Consider the following 22,566-nt stretch of genomic DNA (forward strand, 5'->3'; position numbering starts at 1 on the left):
GCACGCAATGCCCTTCATCACATTGTCACACGAACTCGGCCTGGCGCGTCTCTGCCGGAGCCAGTGGTGGCAATCCCCGGATCACGTCGGCGATCTTCTCGGCGATCATGATCGTCGGCGCATTGGTGTTGCCGCCGATCAGCGCGGGGATGACCGAGGCATCGACGACGCGCAGACCTTCGAGGCCGATGACCTTGCAGTCCTTGTCGACCACGGCCAGCGGATCGTCCTTGGTGCCCATCTTCGCGGTGCCGACCGGGTGGTAGATCGTCTCGCCCTTGGCGCGCACCCAGGCGTCGATGTCCGCGTCTGACTGCACATGCGCGCCCGGCCAGATTTCCTCTCCGCGATAGGGCGCGAGCGCGTCCTGCGCCGCCACGTCGCGGGCGATGCGGATGCCTTCGCGCACCACGCGGCGGTCTTCCTCGGCGGCGAGGAAGTTGGTGAGGATTGCAGGGTCGGCGTAAGGATCGGCGCTGGCGAGCGAGACGCTGCCCCGGCTTTCCGGGCGCAGCTGGCAGACGTGGATGGTGAAGCCGTCGCGGTTGGCCTTCACCTTGGCGTGCTCCTGCATGATCGCGATGACGAAATGGATCTGCAGGTCGGGCCGATCAAGATCGGGCCGTGATTTGAGGAAGGCGCCCGCCTCCAGTCCGTTCTGGCGCCCGGTGCCCTTGCCGGTCAGGAGATATTGCAGGCCGACCTTCAATTGCCGCAACCCCTTGATCTCGTTGTAGAGCGAGATCGGCCGGGTGCAGGCCCAGTTGAGCGTGACGTCGAGATGGTCCTGCAGGTTCTGGCCGACGCCCTTCAGCGCATGGACCGGGGTGATGCCCTTGGCCTTGAGCGCCTCGGGATCGCCGATGCCCGACAGCTGGAGGATCTGCGGGCTCTGGAACGCGCCTGCGCAAAGCAGGACTTCACGCCGCGCATCGGCCCGCAGCGGTGCCTTGCCCTGACCGAGCGAATACTCCACGCCCACAGCGCGCCCGTCCTCCACCACGATGCGGTGGACCCGCGCTCCGGTCACGATCGAGAGATTGGCCCGCTTGCCCGCGATCGGCGCGAGGTAGCCGCGCGCGGCGCTCCAGCGCTGGCCGTCGTTGATGGTCAGCTGGTAGCGCCCGAAGCCTTCCTGGTCCGCGCCGTTGAAATCGGGGGTGACCTTGTGCCCGGCCTGCCGCCCCGCCTCGATCACGCCGCGATAGAGCGGATGGTCGGAATTCTCGCCCCAGTTGACCTTGAGCGGGCCGCCTGCGCCATGGAACTGGTCAGCGCCGCCGCAATAATCCTCGGCCTTGCGGAAATAGGGCAGGACATCGGCGTAGGACCAGCCCTCCAGCCCCATCTGCCGCCACTGGTCGTAGTCGCGGGCGTGGCCGCGGATATAGACCATGCCGTTGATCGCCGAGGACCCGCCGAGGCCCTTGCCCCGGGGGTGCCACATGCGGCGATTGTCCATGTGCGGCTCTGGCTCGGACCAGAAGCCCCAGTTGTGCTTGCTCTTCTGCTTGATCAGCGTGCCGACGCCCGCCGGCATCCGCACCAGCACCGAGGTGTTGGGTCCGCCTGCCTCGAGCAGCAGCACCCGCACCTGCGGATCTTCGGAGAGGCGGGCGGCCAGCACCGATCCGGCACTGCCCGCCCCGATCACGATATAGTCGAACGCGCCTTCCGCCATTTCGCCACCTGTCCCGATTCCGCATTCATCGCGGTTACTGCTTTGGGGTTATTGGCAGAGGGGTAATTAAGCGGACGGTTAAACGCAAGTGATCAGAAGGCGGTAGCGCCCCCGTCGACCACCATGGCATGGCCGGTGACGAAGCTGGCGGCAGGCGAGCACAGCCAGACCACCGCTTCGGCGATCTCGCTGGCCGAGCCCATGCGGCCCATCGGCGTCATGCCATCGATCAGCGCCTTCATTTCGGGGTTCTGCACCAGCGGCGCGGTCATCGGCGTCTCGATCACGCCGGGGCATACGGCATTGACGCGGATCCCGGCCTTGGCCCAGCGCAGCGCGCCATGGCGGGCAAGGCCGACGACGCCGTGCTTCGCGGCGGTATAGGCAGGCTGGCCACCATTGCCGACGAGGCCGTTGATCGAGGCCGTGTTGACGATCGCGCCGCCGCCGTTCTGCAACATCACGGCGGCTTCCTCGCGCATGCAGCGCATCACGCCCGAGAGGTTGATCGCGATGTCGCGCTCCCAGATCGCGTCGTCGTACTGGTCGTCGGTGATGCGATTGATGCCGGCGTTGTTGAACGCGCAGTCGAGCCCGCCGAACTTTTCGACCGTGGCGGCAACCATGGCCTTGACCTCGTCGGCCTTGCTCACGTCGCAGCGCACGAAAGCGGCCTTGCCACCGGCAGCCTCGATCAGGGCGACAGTCTCGGCGCATCCCGCCTCGTTCACGTCGCTGACCATCACGCTCGCGCCCGAACGCGCGAACACTTCCGCCGCCGCGCGACCGATGCCGCCGCCTGCGCCGGTGACGAGTGCTACCTTGCCTTCAAGGCCATAGTTGATTGCCATGTCTGAATTCCCCTCTGGTATCTGGTCAGGCTGCGGGCGCTTCGGCCAGCGCGATCACGGTGACGCCGCCATCCTCGGCCACCTGTTCGGTGAGCATCGAGGTGACGCGGCTGACGGTCTCGACGATCCACCAGCGCCCGTCGCGCTTCTCGTAGACGTCATCATATTCCACGGCGAGGCGGACGACCTGGCGCGGTCCGGTCAGGATCGTGCGGAAGTTGAGCGACCACTTGCCCGTGGCGCGGGCATCGCCATCCAATGCGATTTCCCAGTTGGTGGCGTGGTGGATGTCATAGACGCCGCCGTTGCAGGCCATCTGCTGGTAGATCGCGACGAAGGCGTCGCGGTCATCGAATTCGGGGAAGTTCTCGTAGGCAATGCGGATCTTGCCGGTGGCAAAGCAATCGCGCACATCCTCGACCTGCTTGAGATCGCAGGCGCGCAAGTAGCGGGCCTTCAAAGCGCGGATCGCTTCCTTGTCCTCAAGCGCGGTGAGGCGGGCGGCAACGTCTTCCAGGCTGATCGACACAGGCTCTCTCCTCCGAATGCACTTCGCATGATTCGGCTTTTGAAACGGGTATAGGGATACGCATTCATCCGTCAAAGGATGTTTTGTGCCAATGAACGCGTAATCAATCCACCTTGCTGCCGCCGAGGAAGATGGAAACGCAGCGCCGCGCATGGGCAGCAACGCCAGTGCTGTCAGGCAGGTCCATGCCGACCAGCATGGCGTTGTGCAGCGGCGACAGGGCCATGGCGACGAACAGCATCGTGCGCTCGGTCGAATCCCCCTCTTCGAGGCCCAGCTTGCGCAGATAGGCGGCGAGCGGCGCGATCATGAAATCGAAGTGGCCGCGCTGGATCGACCCTGCCAGTTCGGGAAACTCCGCCGCTTCGCGCAGGAACAGCGCGCCCATGCCGTAGCTGTCCTCGCGCGTCAGTTCCTGATGCAGTTCGAGAACATAGCGCTCGAGCGCGGCGCGCGGGTCCTCGCCCTCACCCGGTTCGATGCGCGGAAAGCGTTCGGCCCCCAGCATCACGCAGGCGCGGAACAGCGCTTCCTTGTCGGCATGCCAAGCATAGAGCGTGCGCTTGGTGACGCCTGCGGCAGCGGCAACCTCGTCCATCGTCGTCGCGCGGTAGCCGCGCCGCACGAAGATGCCGCGCGCCACCTCAAGCAGATGCGCCATGCGCAGGCGCGTGGATTCGGCCGAGGGCCTGCCTCTGCGGGCATTGGCGACAGGGGCTGCTGCGTCCGTTTCCACCATGCCTCCCTGCCCGCTTCGTCGGGTGTCGTAAATCCCGCTTGATAAATATACTGTCCGGTATACCATTGCAAGCGAACCAGCGAGACAACCCCGCGAATCAAGCGGGACGGGAAGAGGAGGCCAAGCGATGGCCACAGCAGCAACGATGCGCCTCGCGCGCGTCCACGGCCCTGCCGACGTGCGGCTCGATGAGGTGCCGGTGCCCACCTGCGGCCCCGGCGAGGCGCTGGTGCGCGTGGCCGCCTGCGGCGTCTGCGGCAGCGACCTTGGCTATATCGCGCAAGGTGGCCTTGGCGGGGTGGAACCACTGTCGCAGCCGCTACCGATAGGCCACGAATTTGCCGGGACCGTGGTGGCCGTGGGCGAAGGCGTAGCGGGCGTGACGCCGGGACAGCGCGTCGCGGTAAATCCTGACCGCGCCTATATCGGCGGCGGCGGCCCTGATGGCGCGATGGCCCCCTACATCCGCGTTGCCGGGGCCGAGATCGGCGAGACGCTGTTTGCCCTGCCCGCCAGCCTGTCGTTCGAACGCGCGGCACTGGCCGAACCACTCTCGGTCGGCCTTCACGGCCTGCGCGTCGGCGGCGCCAAGTCGTCGGACAAGATCGCCATTCTTGGCGCAGGGCCTATCGGCCTGTGTACGCTGGTCATGGCGCGGCACCTGGGCGCAACCGACATCGCCATTTTCGACCGCGTGCCCGAGCGCCTCGAACGCGCCCGCGCGCTGGGTGCCGGGCTTGCCGTCAACGTCGGTGAAGAAACCCTGACCTCGGCTCTCAGCCGCTTCCACGGCAAGGGCGAACGCTTCGGCAGCGCTTATGTCGGCACCGACCTGTTCGTCGACTGCGCCGGGTCCGCCGCCGCGCTGGAGGAAGTCGTCGCGGGGGCGAAATACCGCGCGCGCATCAGCGTCGTCGCCCTGCACCACAAGCCGCTGGCGCTCGACCTGTGGCGGATGATGGCCAACGAGATCACCGTAGCGGGCTCCATCGCCGACAACCGCGCCGCAGAGTTCGGCGAGGCCATCGCGATGCTGGCGCATGCGGGCCAGGACCTGTCCGCGCTGATCAGCCACCGCTTCGACTTTTCCCGCTTTCACGAGGCCCTTGCCGTAGCCGCCGACGGTGCGCGCGCGGCCAAGGTGATGCTGACCTTCCCGGAGCCTGCATGAGCCAGATCATCCATATCGACGACATGGCCGATCCCGTCGTCACCCCGGCGCTTGCCGCATGGCGCGAAGGGCCTGCCGATTTCCCCTGCCCGATGACGGCAGGCGAGGTGCTGGCCCGCGCCATGGCCGAAACCGGGCTTTCGGACTTCGGCGACGACACCGGCTTCCGCCAGCGCCTCGCCGTGATCCTCGAAGCACTCTATGAGGACGAGGGCCTGACGCGCGGGGGCCGCGTCTTCGTGCTGAAACAGGCGGTGCGCGCCATGGCCAATCGCCTGCGTATCGAGGATCTGGTCAGGCGCCACCCCGAAATCCTCGAGGTGCCGGTGGAGCGCCCGATCTTCATCGCCGGGCTGCCGCGCTCGGGCACCACCCACCTCGTCAACTGGCTCTCGCGCGACGAGCGGCTGACCTCGCTGACGCTGTGGGAGTCCGAAGAGCCGGTGGCAGGGCCGCCCGTCCCCCCCGGCGAAGTCGATCCGCGCGTCACCCGTTCCGCCGAATTCTGGGGCGCGTTCGGTGCGCTCGTCCCGCACATGGCAGCGATGCACGAGATGGCGGCGAACGACATCCACGAGGACAACGAACTGCTGTTCATGGACATGAACTGCTACAACTGGGAGTTCTCCGCCCGCCTGCCGCGCTGGACCCGCCACTACCTCGCGCATGACCGCGCCGGGTCATACGCCTACGAGAAGAAAGTGCTTCAGGCCATCGCGTGGCAGCGCGGAAAACCTGAAGGCGTGCGCTGGCTGCTCAAGTCCCCGCAGCACATGGAGAACCTTGCTGCGATCAAGGCGGTGTTCCCCGATGCGACGATGGTGATAACCCACCGCGATCCGGTCGATGTGCTGCGCTCGCTCACCACGATGCTCGGCTATTCCGACCGCACGCGGCGTTCGTGGATCGACCCGCCCGCGCTTGCCCGCCTCTGGGCCGACCGCATCGAGGCGCTGCTGCGCGAATGCGTCGCCCAGCGCGAGGCGTGGGGGGCCGAGCAATCGCTCGACGTGCTGTTCCACCAATACATGGCCGACCAGCAGGGCATGGCGCGCCGGATCTATGCCCTCGCCGGGCTCGACCTGCCGCCCGAGACCGAGGCGAAGCTGCTGGGCTACCTCGCCGAGAACCCGCGCCATGCCCACGGCAAGGTCCATTACGATCTCGAAGGCGTGTTCGGCATGGACGTGGCCGCGCTGCGCCAGCGCTTTGCCTTCTACTACGAGCGCTTCCCGGTGAAGCAGGAGCACTGACGATGAGCCGCACTGACATGAGCCGCACCGGCACCGCCCGCCAGCGCCTGCTTTCCGGCCAGGCCTGGGACGATTTCTGCGATACGCTCAAGCTTGCCGGGCGGCACATCGAGGCCTTCGACGGCCCGCTGTCCGATCTCGACCGCGCCGAATGGTATCGCTTCATGACCCGCCTTGCCCGCTCGAGCATGGAGCGCCTGATCGAGAATGCCGAGCCGACCCGCCCGCGCCTGCGCGACATGGTCTGGCGGCAGTCGATCAACGTCCAGACGGTCGATCAGGACCACCTGATGTGCCAGTTCGACGAGGCGCGCGACTATCGCATCACCGGCACGCGCGGCTCGATCCCCTATTTCGTCATGGCGCTGTGCACCTGCCCCGCCCCCGATGCGCCGGGCGCCGAGGATTGGGCGCCGCAGGGCTTTGCGGGGCTGGAACGCTTCGATCCTTCCAACCTCAAGACCACCGGCTTTCTCCATTCCCGCCAGATGACCTTTGCCGAGGATGGCAGCTTCGAGGTGATCCTCTCGCGCAGCGATCCGGGCGAGGGCCACAACTGGCTGCGCCTTTCGCCTGAAACAAACTGCATCCTGATCCGCCTCGTCTGGTCCGACCGCGCGAGCGAGGTCGCGCCTGTGATGACCATCGAGCGCATGGACAATGCCCCGCCCGAACCTGTCACCCCCGCCCTGATCGCCGATGGCCTTGCCTGGACCGCGCAGGCCGTGGTCGGGTATGCCGAACTGGTGCGCAACTGGTGGCAGGGGAGCCAGGGCAACTTCGCCGCGCGTCTCAACCGGCTTGACTACAGCCGCGCGCAGTATCTCTCGAACGGCGGGGTGCCCGATCGGCACGTTGCCTTCGGCGGCTGGGAGAAGGGGCTGGACGAGGCGCTGGTGCTCGAATTCACGCCGCCCGAATGCGAATACTGGAACTTCCAGCTGTGCAACATCTGGCAGGAAAACCTCGATACGTTCGAGGACGGCAACGGCTGGATCAACAACTACCGCCACGTTGCCGAAGCCGATGGCCGGGTGCGCGTGGTGATTGCCGAGAGCGACCCCGGCATGGGCGGCAACTGGATCAACTCCTACGGCCACGAACGCGGGCTGTGGGGCCTGCGCTTCGTGCTGACCGAACAGACCGCGCCGGTAACGCTGTGGCGCCTGCCGCTGGCGACGCTCAAGGCCGAAGGGCTGGCCGCGCTCGATCCCGCCAAGGCCGCCCTCACCGGGCAGTTCGTCGACTGATGGCCATCCCCCCGCTCACCCCGGCAGACCTGGTGTTCTGCCCTGCCCCTTTCGGCCATGTCCCTCTGCTCGACCGGCTGGCACCGGCGGCGGCGGCGGGTTTTGCCGCGATTGCCCTGCAGCCGAGCGACGTCTGGGCCGCAGAGGCGCTTGGCCACAGCGCCGCGGACCTCGCCGCGCGCATCGCCGATGCGGGCCTTGGCATTGCCGAGATCGACTGCACCGCCTGCTGGATGGAGCGCCAGGCCAGCGGCGACGACAGCGAACTGGGACAGTTGCTGCGCGGGCTGACACCGGACAAGGTCGTCGCCACTGCGGCGCGGATCGGCGCGCGCTCGGTCGCGGCAATAGACCTCTCCCCCACCCCCGCCCCGCTCGACGAAGCCGCAGAAGGCTTTGCCGCGCTGTGCGATCTTGCCGCCGAGCATGGCCTGCGCGCCCATATCGAGTTCCTCCCGGTGGGCGGCATCCGCACCCTAGCCGAGGCATGGGCCATCGTGCGCGAGGCGGGGCGCCCCAACGGCGGCCTGACCATAGACGCCTGGCACTTCTTCCGCAGCGGATCGACGCTGGATGAACTCGCCGCGATCCCCCCGGAGCGCATCCACGCGGTGCAGCTCTGCGATGCACCCGCCGAGCCGCAGGCAGACCTCTGGGCCGAGCTGATGAGCGCGCGCCTGCTGCCGGGCGAAGGTGCGCTCGATGTCCTCGGCCTTGTCCGCACGCTCGACCGGATGGGGTCGCAAGCCCCGTTCGGCGTCGAAGTCTTCAACACCCGCCAGCAGGGCCAGACCATCGCGCAAGTGGCGCAGGACTGGGCCGATGCCGGCCGCATGACCCTTGCAAGGGCGAGAGGATAGCCATGAACGCTTCAACAATCGGCGCCGTCGTTGTCGGCACCGGCTTCGGCCTGTTCACCCACGTGCGCGCCTTGCGCGATGCCGGATTCGAAGTGCGCGCCATCGTCGGGCGCGACCTCGAAAAGACCCGCGCCCGCGCTGCACCGCTCGGCATTCCGCTTGCCTCGAACGATTTGCCGCAAGTGCTGGCCGATGACCCGGCGATCCGCCTCGTCACCGTCGCCACGCCGCCCCACGCACACTACACGCCAGTGATGCAGGCCATCGCGGCGGGCCGTGCGGTGATGTGCGAGAAGCCCTTTGCCCGCGATACCGCGCAGGCGCGCGAAATGCTCGCCGCAGCCGAAGCGGCAGGCGTGCCCCATGCGCTCGGCGCGGAGTTCCGCTATGACAGCGCACAGGCCTTGCTCTCGCGCCTCGTCCGCGCAGGCGCGATCGGCGAGCCGCTGATGTTCCACCGCATCTACCAGCAGCCCGGCGGCGATCCCACCGAACCACTGGCCGACTGGTGGACCGATGCCGCACAGGGCGGCGGCTTCCTCGGCGCGTTCGGCACCCACATGATCGACCAGGCCCGCGCCACGGTTGGCGAGATCACGGCGGTCAGCGCGATCCTGCGCAAGCTCTCGCCGCTGCGCCCGGCAATGACCTCTGACGATTACTACAACGTCCAGTTCCGCACCGCGTCGGGCTGCATGGGCGTGCTCGAAGCCGCGATGTGCTTCCCCGGACCCTTCGTGATGACCTGCAAGGTTGCGGGGACGAAGGGCGCGGCGTGGATCCAGTCGGGCGCGGTGTTCGGCGATCCCGAACAGGTCTGGGTGCAGGACGCCGAAGGGAAGGCGCGGCAGGTGGAGATGCCCGCCGAATTGGTGAACCCCGCGCCCGAACCCTTCCCCATCGGCGAACTGGTGCAGACCGAAATGGACCGCTGGCACAGTCAGGGCTTCGACGTGGCGCCTTATGCCAAGCTGTTCGGCCAGCTGAAGGCGCGGATCGCAGGGACCGCCCCGCCCTTGCCCGATCCGGCGGCGGATTTCCGCGATGCCCTGGCCAATCAGGCCATTCTCGATGCCGCGCGCCGCTCGGCCGCGGAACTGCGCTGGGTTGAAGTGGAGCAGGCATGATGGGACCGAAACACGATTTTGCCGGAGCGCACGTGCTCGTCACCGGTGGCACCAGCGGCATCGGCGCAGCAACCGCCGCCGCCTTCCGCGATGCCGGGGCGCACGTCACCATCACCGGCACGCGCGGCGATGCGGCGGATTACGACGCCGACCTTGCGGGCTTCCGCTACTTGCAGCTCGATGTCGAGAACAAGGAGCAGATCGACGCGGTGGCCGCCGCGCTCCCCCGGCTCGACGTGCTGGTGAACAATGCCGGGATCGCCCTGCCCTCCCTGGGCTTCGACGAATGGGAGCCCGAAGTGTTCGAGCGCGCGGTGCAGATGCTGCTGACCAGCGCCTTCCGCATGGCGCGCCGCACGGTCGACCTGCTGGCGCAGAGCACCATTCCCGGCGGCGGTTCGGTGATCGGCATCGCTTCGATGAGCAGCTTCTTCGGCATTCCCGTGGTCCCCGGCTACGGCGCGGCCAAGACCGGCCTCGTCGGCCTGACGCGGACCATGGCCGCGCACTGGGGCGCACGCGGCGTGCGCGCCAATGCCGTGGCGGCAGGCCTTACCCGCAGTGGCATGACTGCAGGCACCTTTGCGCAGGATGCCTGGACCGCTCCCACCCTCACCCGCACGCCATTGGGCCGTCTGGGCGAGGCCGAGGATATCGCCGGAGCCATCCTCTTCCTCGCCAGTCCCGCCGCCAGCTGGATCACCGGCCAGACGCTGGCGGTGGACGGCGGCTACACCATCTCGGGCTGAGTGCGAGGATACGGCCTCATCTTTCTTTCTCGAAACGTGTGAAGCCCACCCCGCTGCGACTAATCTCGCCTGCGGCTCGATAAATCTCGCTCCCCTCCCGCATGCGGGAGGGGTTGGGGGTGGGCCTTCGACGCCTGCGTCGAAACGGAAAAGCCCCGCCCCTGCCAGCGCAGGAACGGGGCTACCCGAAGACGAAGACCGGGCGAGCCCGGCTCCATCCTCCCCAAAGATCAGAACTTCACGCCCACGGTCACGCCATAGGTGCGCGGATCGGCGTAGTAGCCGCCGCCGTAACCGAGCTGGCCGAAGTCGATGGCGCGGACGAGGTTGTGCTCGTCGGTCAGGTTCTTGACCCAGAAGCGCACCGCCGCCTCGCTTCCGGCGAGCGGAATGCGATCGATCGCGACCTGTGCGTCGACGATGTTGCGGTTGTCGCCCTTCAGCACCTCGTTGTACGGCGAGGACAGCACGTTCGAGAAGCTGTACTTGCCATCTTCATAGGCATAGCTGACGCGGCCGGTCAGGCGCATGCCGTTGTCCGAAAGCGGGAACTGCGCATTCATCGCGACATTGGCGGTGAACGGCGAAGTGTAGCCCGGCGTCGCATAGCTGGCGATGTTGACCAGCGGCTGCCCTGCGGCGACCGGAAGCCCGGCGAGCAGTTCCTTGTACTTGATGTCGACGTAACCGGCGTTCGCCTCGAAGGTGAAGTTGTCGGTCAGCACGGCCATCAGCTCGGCCTCGATGCCGGTGTAGGTGACCTTGCCGGCGTTCGTCACCTTGGTGGCGAAAGTGCCCGGAGCCAGGTTGGTGATCGGCACGGCGATCGCCAGGTCCTTGTATTCGTTGTAGTACCCGGCAAGGTTGAAGCGCACCTTGCGGTCGAACAGTTCCGACTTCAGGCCGACTTCGTAGCTGGTCACGCTCTCCGGCTTGAACGAGGGCAGCACGCCCGCCACTGCCGGATCCTGCGCGTTGAAGCCACCCGAACGATAGCCGGTGGCCACGCGGGCATAGACGTTGACCTGATCGGACACGTCATAGCCGAGCATCAGGTTCCAGGTGAACTTGCTGTACTTGGCGCGGCCCTGTTCCGGCGTCGCCAGTGGCGCGGTGCCATTCTGGCGGCGCACCATCGACTTGGTGTCCCAGGTGTAGCGACCGCCGGCCGTCAGGCGCAGCCCGCTGTCCTTGCCGCCGGGGTAGAACGTCGCCTGGCCATAGACCGCGGTGCTCTCGGCAGAGGCGGTGTAGTCCAGCACCGACAGCGTCTGGACCAGACGGTAGCGGGCCGGGTTCGCCGCGACGAACGAGGGGCCGAGCGGACCGAAGTTGCCGAGGAAGATCGAGTTGGTATCGAGCACGAAGCCGCTGTTCTGCGGGTTGTACTCCGAACCCTTCTCCCAGAAGTAGAAACCGCCGAGCACCCAGTCGAGCATGTCGCTCTCGTTGCCGATTTCGACTTCCTGGCTGAACTGCTTGTGGCGGCGCTTGTTGTTGGTGTCGAACAGGTTCTGCTGCACGGTCGGCACCGGCGCGGCGGCGATGAACGGGCGGAAAGCCTCGGGGATCGACGGGATGAACTGCAGCAGGCCGACCGGCATGCCGTTGAACAGCGAGGCGTTGGTAAAGCGCGGCGCGGTGAACGCGCCGATACCGTCGAGGTCGGTGACGCTGTCGTTGTTCCAGAAGCGGTAGCCGGTGGTCGACTTGAGGTGGAACGCGCCGAAATCGTTCTGCACCTGCAGGTTGTGGCCCCAGGCCTTGTCGGTCGAACGGCTGTTGATGTCGTTGCACACAGTCTGGCGCCATTCGCGGGTCGGCGCGGCAAGCGCGGCGCAGCGCGGATCGAGGAAGCTGACCGTGCTGAGGAACGGTGCAACCGGGGCCTGCTGCGTCACCACGACCGGCACGCCGTTCACCACTTCGGCCGGGCGGAGCGCGCCGCTGGCGGCGTTGGTCAGCTGGAAGTTGATCGGCGAGGCGTCGATCTTGCTCCAGTCGAAGATGTACTGGATCGAACCGGTGCCGCCGATCTCGGCCTTGGCGGCGACGCGGAAGGAATCGCCCTTGCGTGCGCCGGGATCGCGCGCATCGTCAGGCTCGTTGAGGTTGTCGACGGTGCCGTTGCGCTGGCGGTGGCTGTAGGTGAAGCTGGTCGAGATGCCGGCGATCTCGCCCGGATCGAGCGTGATCTTGCCGTTGAAGGCGTTGTAGTTGCCGTAGCCGGCCTCGGCGCTCAGCTTGAACGTCTTGGACGGCGCGCGCGAGATGAAGGCGATGCCGCCGCCGGTGGTGTTGCGGCCGAACAGCGTGCCCTGCGGGCCGCGCAGCACTTCGACGCGAGCCACGTCGATCACGTCAAGCGCGCTGCCGCCCGAGCGGGCGATGAACACGCCGTCGACATAGAGGCCGTTGGCGGTATCGAGGCCGAAGGTTTCGGTCGCGGGCGTCGGGATGCCGCGGATCGAGATGACGGCGGCGTTGGCGTTGGTGGTGCCCTGCACGATCGTCACGTTGGGGGCGAGGCCCGAAAGGTCCTTGGCATCGCGGATGCCGAGCTTCTCGACCTTGTCGGCGCTGATCGCGCTGATCGCCAGCGGCACGTCCTGGAGGTTCTGCTCGACCTTCTGCGCGGTGACGACGATCTGTTCGAGCTGGCCCTGGTCGTCGGCCTGTGCGTCCGTCGCCTGTGCCTGATCTTCGGCGGCGTGGGCGGCAGAACCCAAAGTGATCGTGGCAAGGCTGGCGCCGAGCATGAGGCGCACGGCCAGAGATGCGCAAGTGGTGGCCTTCATCATTACTCCCCTCATTCCGTTATTGGCGCGGAAAATAGCCAATGCGTAGACGATAGCAAGTCCAAATACGCAAACGTGTCGCGAAGCGCAGATTTGAGCCATTTATCGGAATTCGACACCGTCAGAATCCCGCAGAAACGACGCCTGAGCTTCACCTTCGATAGGACCCGCGCACGACGCTTCCGCGAATCGCGCAACCCGCGTGATGCGGAGTTGACTTTGCCGAAAATGGCAGATTGCACTGTCCATATTCGGATGATATGCATGTTTGCATAATTCTGGCGGCTCTGTGATCCGCAAATCGGTAATATGGGAGAATCGCGAATGAAGGGCCTCAAGGGCAAGGTCGGCATTGTTGCCGGTGGCGGACGCGGCATCGGCGCGGCAACCGCACGGCGTCTCGCCGAAGAAGGCGCCCACGTCGTCATCGGCGACCTGATGGGCGACTGGGCGCGCGAAGTGGCGGAATCCATCCGCAGCACCGGCGGCAGCGCCACCGGCGTCGACCTTGACGGCACCAGTGCGGATTCACAAGCGGCGATCGTCGCCTGCGCGGTCGAGACCTATGGCGGGCTCGATTTCTACCACTCGAACCTCGCCGGCGGCACCGGGGGCGACAACGACATCCTCGATTGCCCCGAGGACGTGCTCGACATGAGCTTCGCGATCAACACCAAGAGCCACTTCCTCGCATCCCAGGCCGCGCTGCCGAAGATCATCGAGCGCGGCGGCGGGGCGATGATCTACACCTCCTCGGGCGCGGCATCGGGCGGCGCGCCGTGGCAGGTCGCCTATCCGATGACCAAGAACGCGATCCACGCGCTCGCCCGCCACGTCGCCGCCAAGTTCGGCAAGAAGGGCGTGCGCGCCAACGTCATCTGCCCCGGCCTCGTCCTCACCGAAGCGGTCAAGCAGCACCTCACCGACGAGTACGTCGAACGCGGCCTTGCCGCCGTACCGCACCTGCGCCTTGGCCAGCCCGAAGACATCGCCGCCGCCGTGACCTTCCTTGCCTCGGACGATGGCGCATGGGTCAACGGGCAGGTCTGGCACGTCAACGGCGGCGCGCAGATGCGGGACTGACCCGCATGGCCGCCCCGATCCCGGCAGGCGCCGCCGCCACCCTCACCGCCAGCGGCAAGCCCTTGACCAACCGCTGGCTGGCGCTGACGCTGCTGGTCATGGTCGCGGTGCTCAACTACGCCGACCGCTTCCTGATCCCCGGCCTCGCCCAGCCGATCAAGACGCACTTCGGCATCAGCGATGCGATGATGGGCGCGCTGATGGGCCCGGCCTTTGCGCTGCTTTACAGCGTCTTCACCCTGCCCATCGCCCGCGCTGCCGATCGCCGCTCGCGCGTGATGATCATCGCGCTCGGCTGCGGGTTCTGGAGCTTCTTCACCCTGCTGTCGGGCCTTGCCACCAGCGCCGAAATGCTGGCGCTGGCGCGCGTCGGCGTCGGCATCGGCGAGGCGGCCTATCAGGCCCCCGCCGCCGCCCTGATTGCGGCCTACTTCCCCGCCAACGAGCGCGGGCGCGCTTTCGCCCTGCTCGGCACGGCGATCTATGTCGGCCAGATGGCGGGCCTTGCCGGGGGCCCGGCCATCGCCGCCCATGGCAGCTGGCAGACCGCATTCCATGCGCTCGGCATTGTCGGCATCGTCATCGCGCTGGCGACATGGCTGATCGTGCGCGAACCGGCGCGCGAGGCCGAACACCCCACCACGCCCGTCCTCCCGCTCAAGGACACGATGCGCCTGCTGATCGGCACGCCATCGGTCATGCTGCTGGCGACGATCATGGCGCTGGGCTCGCTTTCCGGCGTGACCTTCGGCATGTGGGGCCCGGCCCTGTTCGAGCGCGCCTATGGCCTGTCGACGCAGGCCGCAGGCGCCACCTTCGCGCTGTCGTTCGGCCTGCCCGGCCTGATCGGCGTGCTCGGCTTCGGCTTCGTGTCCGACAAGCTCGGCAAGGGCGATGCCACGGTCCAGATGCGCCTGACCGCGCTCGCCCTGGGCGGTGCCACCACCGCGATCCTGTTCGTCACCTGGAGCGACAGCCTGACCGTCGCGCGCCTGCTGGCGGTGCCCGCGGGCCTGCTCGGCGGAGGATGGTCGGTCGGCGTGCTGGCAGGTCTGCAATACATCCTGCCCAACGCCCACCGCGCCACAGGCACCGCGCTGGTCCTGCTGATCTCAAGCATGTTCGCCAACGTGCTCGGCCCGGTCCTGGCGGGGCAACTGTCGGACTGGATCGCCGGAGCCGGCCCGCAAGGCCTGCGCATCGGCCTCTCGGTCGCCATCCCCACCGGCTACATCGGCGTCTGGGCCGCCCTGCGCGCGATGCGCTCGCTCGAGCGGGACAAGGCGGCGCTGGCGGGCTAGCGGCCCGAACACCACCGCTCATCCTGAGCTTGTCGAAGGATGCTGGTGTCGTGCGACATCCTTCGACAAGCTCAGGATGAGCGGAGCGCGGTGTGATACGCTACAGAGGGACCTGACGTTCGCAGGCAAGCAAGCGGCGAAATAGCAGGCTCGCAAAGTCCTGCTTCTCCTCAGCCACCAGCACCACGTCCAGACATGTGGGCGAGGGAAGAAAGATTACGCGAAGCCCTGAACGCAGCACCTGTCTCCATTCATCATGCCCCAGCCCGGCAAGTTCATGCGGACAGGCAGCGCCAGCCTGATCATGAGCAAGGTCGGCGATCCATGCCAGAGTTTTCGCCAAGTCTCTTTGCCCTTCGGCCTCGCCCTTGCGAAACACTGCGAGTTCAAACAGGCGGACAAGGTCGAGTTTGGCACTCTCGGTGACTCTGACTGGCCGGTCAGGCATCGGCAGGCCGCTCGCCCGTAATCCGCTCGAGCAATCCTTCGATCGGCTTCACCTTCCCCGCCGCGATGTTCTCCTTCGCCAGCGCCAGCAGCTTCAGCAGCGCCAGCGTCTCCTGCATCCGGTAGTAGCTCGCCGCATCCTGCAAAACGGCCTTGGCCTCGCCGTTCTGGGTGATGACCAGCGGCTCGGCGCCCTCGTTCAGTTCGCGCAGCACTTCGGCGGCGTTGGCCTTGAGATAGCTGATCGGCTTGATGCGGCTTTCGAGGCCCATGACACGGCTCCATCCATATTCGGACTGAATGTAGTCCGAATATGGATCGGCGGCAACCGGCCTCAATAGCCCATCAGGCTCAGCACTTCCTTGCGGCTGCGGTTGTCTTCAAGAAAGGTGCCCATCATACGGCTCGTCACCATGCCCACGCCCGGCGTGCGCACGCCGCGGCCGGTCATGCAGCCGTGCTGCGCTTCGATCACCACCGCCACGCCGTGCGGACGCAGGTTGTCCCAGATGCACTGCGCCACTTGCGCGGTCAGCCGCTCCTGGATCTGCAACCGCCGCGCATAGGCATGGAGCACGCGGGCAAGCTTGGAGATGCCCACGACCTTGTCGCGCGGCAGGTAAGCGATGGCCGCCTTGCCGATGATCGGCGCCATGTGGTGCTCGCAATGGCTCTGGAAGGGAATGTCCTTCAGCAGCACCAGTTCGTTATATCCGCCCACTTCCTCGAACTGGCGCGAGAGGTGCGCCGCCGGGTCCTCGGCATAGCCCTGGCAATATTCGCGCCACGCCCGCGCCACGCGCTTTGGCGTATCGAGCAGGCCCTCGCGGGCGGGGTCATCCCCCGCCCAGCGGATCAGCGTAGCGATAGCCTGCTCCACCTCGGCAGGCACGTGCGGCTTGTCTCCCATGCTCAGGCCGCGAACGCGAACTCTTCGGCCACCGGCTTGGCCATGGCATTGGCGAAGTCGTGGTAGCCCCAGGGCCAGGTGGCGGGAATGCCGGTCTTGTCGAGATACCAGCTGGTGCAGCCCGAACCGAAGATCGTCTTCTTGGCCGCCGCGATGCGCCGCGCCTCATAGGCCTGATAGGCCGGCTCGAGCGGCTCCACCGTCCGCGCCTCGCCCCGCCGCACGGGTTCGAGCAGCTGCTCGATATACTCCCACTGCCGCTCGGCAATGTCGATCAGCGGGAAGTTACCCACCGGCGCGCCGGGACCGTTGAGCATGAAGAAGTTCGGGAAATCAGGCATGGCGATGGCATAGTGCGCGGTCGGCCGGGTCGCCCAGAACTCGTCGAGCGAGCGCCCCTCGCGGCCCGTCACCACCGCCGGACGGATGAAGCTGTCGGCGCGGAAGCCGGTCGCCAGCACCAGCACGTCAAGCTCATGCAGCGTGCCGTCCTTCATCAGCACGCCCTCGGGCACCACGCGGTCGATCTGGCCCACTTCCACCGAAACGCCGGGGCGCTGCACGCAGTCGTAGTATTCCCACGAATAGATCAGGCGCTTGCACGCGGCGTGGTAATCCGGGCGCAGCTTCTCGCGCAGTTCCGGATCGCGCACGTTCTGTTCGAGGTTCTGGCGGCACAGCTCCTCGATTTCCTTGATCTGCGGGCTGGTGAAATCGGTGACGCCCTCGGTGAAGCGATAGACCGCTTCCCAATACTGCGGATCGTTGCGGATCGCCTCGATCAGCGAGGGATCGGCGGCAAAGGCGGCGCGCTGTTCGGGGGTATATTCGAACTGCACCACCGGCATGATCCACTGCGGCGAGCGCTGGAAATGCACCAGCTTCGAAGCCCGCGTGCTCAGCGCGTTGACGATCTGGATGCCGGTCGACCCGCAGCCGATCACGCCCACCCGTGCGCCATCGAGCACCGCGCTGTCGTCCCAGCGCGCCGAATGGAACGCCTTGCCCTTGAACGTCTCCAGCCCCGGCAGGTCGGGCATCTTGGGATGATGCAGCACGCCGGTCGCCACGATCACCACGTCCGCCTCGTAAGCAGAACCGTCGACGATGCCGAGCGTCCAGGTCTTCTTCGCATCGTCGAAGGTGCAGGAGGTAACTTCGCTGTTGAAGCGGATGTAGGGCATCACGCCGAAACGTTCGGCCACGCCCTTGAAGTAGGCATGGATCTCGGCGCCGGTCGCGTAATACTGGCTCCAGTCAGGGTTCAGGGCAAAGCTGTAGCTGTAGGCGTGCGAGGGCGTATCGCAGGTCAGCCCCGGATAGCGGTTGTCGCGCCAGGTGCCGCCGAGTTCGGCGCCCTTCTCGAACACCTGGAAATCGGCATCGCCGCGCTGCAGCAGCTTGATCGCGGCCATCACGCCCGACATCCCTGCGCCAATGATCGCATAGCGCAAACGGCGCTGTCCGTTGTTTTCAGTCATTCTCATCCCATCCCGGTGATTCGTATCGAGTGATGCGACACTCTCCGCAAGAGCATCGGGTTTCATCACCCGAACGTGTTACGCGTAATTCTTATTTCCTGTTGCTACGCATTATCCGTCAGGATAGGCCTTGCGCAAACGGAATCGAAAGGGAGAGCCATGACTGAACTCGCAGGCAAGGTAGCGCTCGTCACCGGTGGCGGGCAGGGCGTGGGCCAGGGCGTCGCGCTGGCGCTGGCCAGCGAAGGCGTCGCCGTGACGATCACCGGACGCACGCTCGCCAAGGTCGAGGAAACCGCGCGCCTGATCACCGAGCGCGGCGGCAAGGCCCTGCCGCTTGAAGGCAACGTCAAGGACGCCGCCGATCTGGCGAGCATGGTCGACCAGACCGTCGCCACGTTCGGCGGGCTCGATATCCTCGTCAACAATGCGCAGGAAGTGCCGCTCGGCAAGCTTGCCGACGTGACCGACGAGGCCTTCCTCGCCGGGTTCGAATCCGGCCCGCTCGCCACGCACCGCCTGATGAAGCTCGCCCGCCCGCATATGGCGGCGCGCGGCGGCGGCACGATCTTCAACTTCTGCTCCTCGGCCGGCATTCGCTGGGACATGACCGGCTATGGCGCCTATGCCGCGGTCAAGCAGGCGATCCGCTCGCTGACCCGCGCCGCCGCCGCCGAATGGGGCGCCGAAGGCATCCGCGCCCTGACCATCGCCCCCCACGCGGAATCGCCCGGTCTCAAGTGGTGGCTCGAAAACAACCCCGAGGAAGCGCGCGCCTTCTTCAAGACCATTCCGCTGGGCCGCATCGGCAAGCTGGAAGAAGACATCGGCCGCGCCATCGTCGCCCTGTGCCGCCAGGACCTCGGCTACCTCACCGGCGCGACGATCCCGCTGGATGGCGGCCAAGCGAACTTCGACTGAGGGGTCGCGCGCTTGCCCACCCCCGACCCCTCCCGCTTGCGGGAGGGGAGTTCAAAGACCTGTTCCTGCCCTCCCGCAGGCGGGAGGGCCGCGAGACTTACTGAACGCAGTGAAGTTAGTCGCAGCGGGGTGGGCAATCAGCGCCCGAACATCCCCAACCGTGCGAACACCGGATCATCCGCCCCGGCGCGCCCGGTGCCGACACCCTCGCTGCCGAAATCATCCCCCACATTCGCCGGCAAATCCTCGGCATGGTCCAGAACGAACGAGCGCTTCGCGAACCGCCACACGCCATCGCGCCGTTCGTAGTGATCGGCATAGCGCCCCCACGCCACGAACTGTCGCGCCCCATCGAGCGTCAGGTGCCACGCCCGCGCGGTCACTTCGCCCTCGGCCCGGTCCCCGTCCACCACCAGCAGCTGCGTGAACGCGGTGTGCATGGTGGCGCGCCAGTTGGCCATCATCCCCGGCAGCCAGTCGATGTAGCCGCTGGCGGAGCCGCAATAGTAAGGCGTGTGATCGTCCACCGCATCGTCGTGATAGAGCGTGCGCAGCAGGTCCCAGTCGCGCCGGTCGATGCCGTGGCCATAGGCGTCGACGAGGTGGCGCAGCGCCATGCGCGTTGCCACCTCGTCCGCCGAAATCACCTTGGGGGCAAGCGGATGCTCAGACACCGAACCCGCCCGAGACCGAGATCGTCTGCCCGGTAACGTAGTTGCCGCGCGCCGAGGCGAAGTAGACCGCCGCCTGGCCGATGTCCTCGGGCGCGCCCCAGCGGCCCAGCGGCAGCATCGCCTTGACCGCCGCTTCCCATTCCGGCGTGAACGTGCCCACTTCCTTGTGGACCTTGAACTGCCCGGCATCGATCACGCCGACCAGCACCGTATTGGCGCGGATGTTGAACTTGCCCTCTTCCTTGGCGATGCCCTTGATCAAGGCCTCGTTGCAGGCCTTGGGCGCAACCGAGAGCCCGTCCTGCGCCGGCCACCAGTCATGTCCGGCAGAACCCAGATGCACGAAGCTGCCGCCGCCGTTCTCGCGCATGTGCGGCAGCGCAGTGTGGACCGCGTTGTTGAAGCCGAACGCCTCGATCTCCATCGAATCGCGGAACATCTGTTCGGTCCAGTCGCCGATGTGGACTTGCGGCACCACCGGCCCTGCCCCCCACACCACGGTATGTACGCGGCCATGCGCGGCGACGGCCTCGGCGAACACCGCCTGCACTTGCGCCCGTTCGCGCACGTCGGCGCGGTGGATCGTGACCTTGCGACCCATCGCCGCGATCTGCGCCGCCGCTTCCTCGGCCACGGCCTGCTTGGAGCGGTAGACGATCGCCACGTCCGAGCCTTCCTTGCCGAACTCGACCGCCACGCCGCGCCCCAATCCGCCGCTGCCGCCGAACACGATCACCGCGCCATCGGGAAACTGACCTGCCATTACGCTCTCCTGCCTCTGTCGTTGCGCCAAGACTGCCAAGCCCCCCCGCCTGCCGCAACCGCACCCCCGCACAAGATGGCACTCGCGGTGCAATCGGGCAGGAACGGTGCAATCGCGGAGAGGAACCGACGCAATTCTGCGCATCCGGGCCGAAACGCGCCCAAAAACCGACAATGCGCAAAATTTATCACTTCCAAATCCGCAAATGCTGGCATAGAGCTATGTCAAACGATGGCATGCATCGATTCGATGGGAGAAGTTCAATGCATCACCGGCGCGCAAGGGACGCAGCATGAGCGCGGCCGTCGATGCACCCACGCCCGCACAGGTGCTGGCCCGCGTCACCGGCCCCGGCTCCCCGTTCGAGATCGGCGAGCGTGAAGGCCTGCGCCAGTTCGTTGCCGCGCCGCCCGATCTCAACCTGCTGATCGAATCCGCCCGCCGCTTTGGCGACCGCACTTGCGTGGTCGATTTCGACAGCGCGGGTGCCGAGCGCCGCATGTCCTACGATCAGGTCTTCGCCTGGCGCGACCAGCTGGTGCCGATCCTGCACATCGCGCGCGGGGACCGCGTCGCCATCGCCATGCGCAACCGCGCCGAATGGCTTATCGCCTTCCTCGCCGTGATGAAGGCCGGCGGCGTTGCCGTGCTGGTCAACAGCCGCGGCTCCGGCCCCGAAGTGCTGGGGATGCTCGAGGACGTCGACCCCGCCGTCGTGCTGGCCGACAGCGAGCGCGCTGCCGCGATCCGCGAGTCCGGCTTCAAGGGCCGCGTGCTGGACCTGACCAGGCCGTTCGACGCCGACGAACTCGCCCGCCGCACCGCCGAAGCGATGCCCGATCCGGGCGTGGCCAAGCCCACCGACCCTTGTGCCATCCTGTTCACCTCGGGCACCACCGGCCGGGTCAAGGGCGCAGTCCTTTCGCATCGCAACGTGATCACCGGGCTGATGTCCACGCAGATGTCGGGCATGGTCGTGCTCGGCAACATGGCCGCGCAGATGGGCACCACGCCCGAGGCGCTGATCGCGCAGATGCCGCAGCAGGCCTCGCTGCTGGTCTATCCGCTGTTCCACGTCTCCGGCCTCGGCTCGGGCTTCCTCTCGCCGTTCCTCGGCGGCGGCAAGGTGGTGATCATGCGCCGCTGGGACGCCGAGGAAGCCGCCCGCCTGATCGCCGCCGAACAGATCTCGATGTTCAGCGCGGTGCCGACCATGCTGTGGGACATCCTCCACCGCGCCCGCATCGACGGCACCAGCTTATCCTCACTGCGCAACATCGGCTGCGGCGGACAGGCCCTGCCGGTCAACCTTGTCGAGGAAGTCCACGCACTGTGCCCGCACGCGCAGATCGGCACCGGCTATGGCATGACCGAATGCTCGGGCGCGATCGCGCAGGCAGTCGGCCCCGAATTCATGGCCCGCCCCGCCGCTGCCGGGCGCGTGCTGTCGATGGTCGAAGTGCGCATCGAAGCCGCTGACGGCACGATCCTGCCCCCCGGCGAGACCGGCGAGATCGTCGTGCGCGGGGCGCAGGTCATGTCCGGCTACTGGAACCGGCCCGAGGACACCGCCGCCGTGCTGACCCAGGACGGCTGGCTGCGCACCGGCGATGTCGGGATCGTCGACGAGGACGGCTACGTCTTCATCGTCGACCGCAAGAAGGACATGGTCATCTCGGGCGGCGAGAACATCTACTGCGCCGAGGTCGAGCGCGTGCTCGGCACGATCCCCGGCCTCACCGAATGCGCCGCCTTCGGCCTGCCCGACGAACGCCTCGGCGAACGCCTCGTCGCGGTCGTCATCGCTCCCAACATTGATGAAGCCGGCGTGATCGAATGGGTCGCCGCCCGCCTCGCCCGCTACAAGGCGCCGACCCGCGTCGCCGTCACCACCACCCCGTTGCCGCGCAACGCGCTGGGCAAGGTCGACAAGATCGCCCTGCGCAAGTTGTGGCCGGAACTCTCTGGAGAATAACGA

21 protein-coding genes are annotated in these 22,566 nt (G+C 66.9%); 10 read left to right on the forward strand and 11 right to left on the reverse strand.

Features of this window, described 5'->3' with window-relative positions; genetic code table 11:
* Positions 1-25: 25 nt before the first annotated feature.
* From I2488_RS02360 to I2488_RS02375, 4 genes are all read right to left on the reverse strand, one after another.
* Positions 26-1,681 (reverse strand): choline dehydrogenase, encoded by a 1,656-nt coding sequence (locus I2488_RS02360; protein ID WP_196274191.1) that lies wholly within the window; start codon positions 1,679-1,681, stop codon positions 26-28.
* Positions 1,682-1,773: 92 nt separating this feature from the next.
* The gene (locus tag I2488_RS02365; RefSeq protein WP_196274192.1) at positions 1,774-2,532 is read right to left on the reverse strand and encodes an SDR family NAD(P)-dependent oxidoreductase; all 759 of its coding nucleotides are present in this window, start codon (positions 2,530-2,532) and stop codon (positions 1,774-1,776) included.
* A gap of 25 nt (positions 2,533-2,557) precedes the next feature.
* Entirely contained in the window at positions 2,558-3,061 is a 504-nt protein-coding gene (locus I2488_RS02370; RefSeq protein WP_196274193.1) for a nuclear transport factor 2 family protein, read from the reverse strand.
* Positions 3,062-3,164: 103 nt separating this feature from the next.
* Positions 3,165-3,797 (reverse strand): TetR family transcriptional regulator, encoded by a 633-nt coding sequence (locus I2488_RS02375; RefSeq protein WP_196274194.1) that lies wholly within the window; start codon positions 3,795-3,797, stop codon positions 3,165-3,167.
* 130 nt (positions 3,798-3,927) lie between these two features.
* Here I2488_RS02375 and I2488_RS02380 point away from each other — a divergent pair, with 130 nt between their 5' ends.
* From I2488_RS02380 to I2488_RS02405, 6 genes are read left to right on the forward strand one after another with little or no spacing between them, the layout of a single operon-like run.
* Positions 3,928-4,971, forward strand: a complete 1,044-nt coding sequence (locus I2488_RS02380; protein ID WP_196274195.1) for a zinc-dependent alcohol dehydrogenase — start codon at positions 3,928-3,930, stop codon at positions 4,969-4,971.
* Positions 4,968-6,224 (forward strand): sulfotransferase family protein, encoded by a 1,257-nt coding sequence (locus I2488_RS02385; RefSeq protein ID WP_196274196.1) that lies wholly within the window; start codon positions 4,968-4,970, stop codon positions 6,222-6,224. The genes I2488_RS02380 and I2488_RS02385 overlap by 4 nt, the downstream gene beginning before the upstream one ends.
* Before the next feature lie 2 nt (positions 6,225-6,226).
* Positions 6,227-7,474 (forward strand): DUF1214 domain-containing protein, encoded by a 1,248-nt coding sequence (locus tag I2488_RS02390; RefSeq protein WP_246465417.1) that lies wholly within the window; start codon positions 6,227-6,229, stop codon positions 7,472-7,474.
* Positions 7,474-8,334 carry a sugar phosphate isomerase/epimerase family protein gene (locus I2488_RS02395; protein ID WP_196274197.1) on the forward strand — a complete coding sequence of 287 codons (861 nt, stop codon included), beginning with the start codon at positions 7,474-7,476 and terminating at the stop codon, positions 8,332-8,334. Before I2488_RS02390 ends, I2488_RS02395 begins: the two co-directional genes overlap by 1 nt.
* Positions 8,335-8,336: 2 nt before the next feature.
* Positions 8,337-9,461, forward strand: coding sequence for a Gfo/Idh/MocA family protein (locus tag I2488_RS02400; protein WP_196274198.1), 1,125 nt, complete (start codon positions 8,337-8,339; stop codon positions 9,459-9,461).
* The gene (locus I2488_RS02405) at positions 9,458-10,210 is read left to right on the forward strand and encodes an SDR family NAD(P)-dependent oxidoreductase (RefSeq protein WP_425492344.1); all 753 of its coding nucleotides are present in this window, start codon (positions 9,458-9,460) and stop codon (positions 10,208-10,210) included. Before I2488_RS02400 ends, I2488_RS02405 begins: the two co-directional genes overlap by 4 nt.
* 230 nt (positions 10,211-10,440) lie before the next feature.
* On the opposite strand, the gene I2488_RS02410 is transcribed toward I2488_RS02405, so the two are convergent.
* On the reverse strand, positions 10,441-13,008 hold the full coding sequence (locus tag I2488_RS02410) for a TonB-dependent receptor (protein ID WP_246465418.1): 2,568 nt from the start codon (positions 13,006-13,008) through the stop codon (positions 10,441-10,443).
* Between the two features lie 324 nt (positions 13,009-13,332).
* Here I2488_RS02410 and I2488_RS02415 point away from each other — a divergent pair, with 324 nt between their 5' ends.
* The gene (locus tag I2488_RS02415; protein ID WP_246465419.1) at positions 13,333-14,091 is read left to right on the forward strand and encodes an SDR family NAD(P)-dependent oxidoreductase; all 759 of its coding nucleotides are present in this window, start codon (positions 13,333-13,335) and stop codon (positions 14,089-14,091) included.
* A 5-nt stretch (positions 14,092-14,096) separates the two neighbouring features.
* A complete protein-coding gene (locus I2488_RS02420; protein WP_196274201.1) occupies positions 14,097-15,392 on the forward strand; it encodes a spinster family MFS transporter in 1,296 nt (431 codons plus the stop codon).
* Between the two features lie 100 nt (positions 15,393-15,492).
* Here I2488_RS02420 and I2488_RS02425 read toward each other — a convergent pair whose 3' ends face one another.
* The 4 genes from I2488_RS02425 to I2488_RS02440 form a co-directional block, all read right to left on the reverse strand.
* Entirely contained in the window at positions 15,493-15,840 is a 348-nt protein-coding gene (locus I2488_RS02425; protein ID WP_196274202.1) for a hypothetical protein, read from the reverse strand.
* Positions 15,833-16,111 carry a type II toxin-antitoxin system Phd/YefM family antitoxin gene (locus I2488_RS02430; protein WP_196274203.1) on the reverse strand — a complete coding sequence of 93 codons (279 nt, stop codon included), beginning with the start codon at positions 16,109-16,111 and terminating at the stop codon, positions 15,833-15,835. Before I2488_RS02430 ends, I2488_RS02425 begins: the two co-directional genes overlap by 8 nt.
* A 62-nt stretch (positions 16,112-16,173) precedes the next feature.
* Positions 16,174-16,749 (reverse strand): GTP cyclohydrolase I FolE, encoded by a 576-nt coding sequence (gene folE / locus I2488_RS02435; protein ID WP_196274204.1) that lies wholly within the window; start codon positions 16,747-16,749, stop codon positions 16,174-16,176.
* 2 nt (positions 16,750-16,751) lie between these two features.
* On the reverse strand, positions 16,752-18,230 hold the full coding sequence (locus tag I2488_RS02440) for a flavin-containing monooxygenase (RefSeq protein ID WP_196274205.1): 1,479 nt from the start codon (positions 18,228-18,230) through the stop codon (positions 16,752-16,754).
* A gap of 159 nt (positions 18,231-18,389) precedes the next feature.
* Between I2488_RS02440 and I2488_RS02445 the strand changes: the two genes are divergently transcribed.
* The gene (locus I2488_RS02445; RefSeq protein ID WP_196274206.1) at positions 18,390-19,151 is read left to right on the forward strand and encodes an SDR family NAD(P)-dependent oxidoreductase; all 762 of its coding nucleotides are present in this window, start codon (positions 18,390-18,392) and stop codon (positions 19,149-19,151) included.
* A gap of 137 nt (positions 19,152-19,288) precedes the next feature.
* Here I2488_RS02445 and I2488_RS02450 read toward each other — a convergent pair whose 3' ends face one another.
* Together I2488_RS02450 and I2488_RS02455 are read right to left on the reverse strand one after the other, a co-directional pair.
* Positions 19,289-19,825: a nuclear transport factor 2 family protein gene (locus tag I2488_RS02450; RefSeq protein WP_343070966.1), complete on the reverse strand. Its 537-nt coding sequence runs from the start codon at positions 19,823-19,825 to the stop codon at positions 19,289-19,291.
* The gene (locus I2488_RS02455; protein ID WP_196274207.1) at positions 19,818-20,588 is read right to left on the reverse strand and encodes an SDR family NAD(P)-dependent oxidoreductase; all 771 of its coding nucleotides are present in this window, start codon (positions 20,586-20,588) and stop codon (positions 19,818-19,820) included. The genes I2488_RS02450 and I2488_RS02455 overlap by 8 nt, the downstream gene beginning before the upstream one ends.
* A gap of 292 nt (positions 20,589-20,880) precedes the next feature.
* Between I2488_RS02455 and I2488_RS02460 the strand changes: the two genes are divergently transcribed.
* Positions 20,881-22,563 (forward strand): class I adenylate-forming enzyme family protein, encoded by a 1,683-nt coding sequence (locus I2488_RS02460; protein ID WP_196274208.1) that lies wholly within the window; start codon positions 20,881-20,883, stop codon positions 22,561-22,563.
* Positions 22,564-22,566: the final 3 nt, after the last annotated feature.

Origin of the sequence: Novosphingobium jiangmenense (assembly GCF_015694345.1) — a bacterium.
Taxonomy (GTDB): domain Bacteria; phylum Pseudomonadota; class Alphaproteobacteria; order Sphingomonadales; family Sphingomonadaceae; genus Novosphingobium; species Novosphingobium jiangmenense.

What these genes read in the sequence shown, in the direction of transcription:
- I2488_RS02380 (WP_196274195.1), top strand. Translation starts at nt 3,928, where the DNA reads ATGGCCACAGCAGCAACGATGCGCCTCGCGCGCGTCCACGGCCCTGCC.
- folE (WP_196274204.1), bottom strand. Translation starts at nt 16,749, where the DNA reads ATGGGAGACAAGCCGCACGTGCCTGCCGAGGTGGAGCAGGCTATCGCT.
- I2488_RS02410 (WP_246465418.1), bottom strand. Translation starts at nt 13,008, where the DNA reads ATGAAGGCCACCACTTGCGCATCTCTGGCCGTGCGCCTCATGCTCGGC.
- I2488_RS02405 (WP_425492344.1), top strand. Translation starts at nt 9,458, where the DNA reads ATGATGGGACCGAAACACGATTTTGCCGGAGCGCACGTGCTCGTCACC.
- I2488_RS02430 (WP_196274203.1), bottom strand. Translation starts at nt 16,111, where the DNA reads ATGGGCCTCGAAAGCCGCATCAAGCCGATCAGCTATCTCAAGGCCAAC.
- I2488_RS02365 (WP_196274192.1), bottom strand. Translation starts at nt 2,532, where the DNA reads ATGGCAATCAACTATGGCCTTGAAGGCAAGGTAGCACTCGTCACCGGC.
- I2488_RS02400 (WP_196274198.1), top strand. Translation starts at nt 8,337, where the DNA reads ATGAACGCTTCAACAATCGGCGCCGTCGTTGTCGGCACCGGCTTCGGC.
- I2488_RS02385 (WP_196274196.1), top strand. Translation starts at nt 4,968, where the DNA reads ATGAGCCAGATCATCCATATCGACGACATGGCCGATCCCGTCGTCACC.
- I2488_RS02360 (WP_196274191.1), bottom strand. Translation starts at nt 1,681, where the DNA reads ATGGCGGAAGGCGCGTTCGACTATATCGTGATCGGGGCGGGCAGTGCC.
- I2488_RS02390 (WP_246465417.1), top strand. Translation starts at nt 6,227, where the DNA reads ATGAGCCGCACTGACATGAGCCGCACCGGCACCGCCCGCCAGCGCCTG.
- I2488_RS02395 (WP_196274197.1), top strand. Translation starts at nt 7,474, where the DNA reads ATGGCCATCCCCCCGCTCACCCCGGCAGACCTGGTGTTCTGCCCTGCC.
- I2488_RS02440 (WP_196274205.1), bottom strand. Translation starts at nt 18,230, where the DNA reads ATGACTGAAAACAACGGACAGCGCCGTTTGCGCTATGCGATCATTGGC.
- I2488_RS02455 (WP_196274207.1), bottom strand. Translation starts at nt 20,588, where the DNA reads ATGGCAGGTCAGTTTCCCGATGGCGCGGTGATCGTGTTCGGCGGCAGC.
- I2488_RS02425 (WP_196274202.1), bottom strand. Translation starts at nt 15,840, where the DNA reads ATGCCTGACCGGCCAGTCAGAGTCACCGAGAGTGCCAAACTCGACCTT.
- I2488_RS02460 (WP_196274208.1), top strand. Translation starts at nt 20,881, where the DNA reads ATGAGCGCGGCCGTCGATGCACCCACGCCCGCACAGGTGCTGGCCCGC.
- I2488_RS02415 (WP_246465419.1), top strand. Translation starts at nt 13,333, where the DNA reads ATGAAGGGCCTCAAGGGCAAGGTCGGCATTGTTGCCGGTGGCGGACGC.
- I2488_RS02445 (WP_196274206.1), top strand. Translation starts at nt 18,390, where the DNA reads ATGACTGAACTCGCAGGCAAGGTAGCGCTCGTCACCGGTGGCGGGCAG.
- I2488_RS02420 (WP_196274201.1), top strand. Translation starts at nt 14,097, where the DNA reads ATGGCCGCCCCGATCCCGGCAGGCGCCGCCGCCACCCTCACCGCCAGC.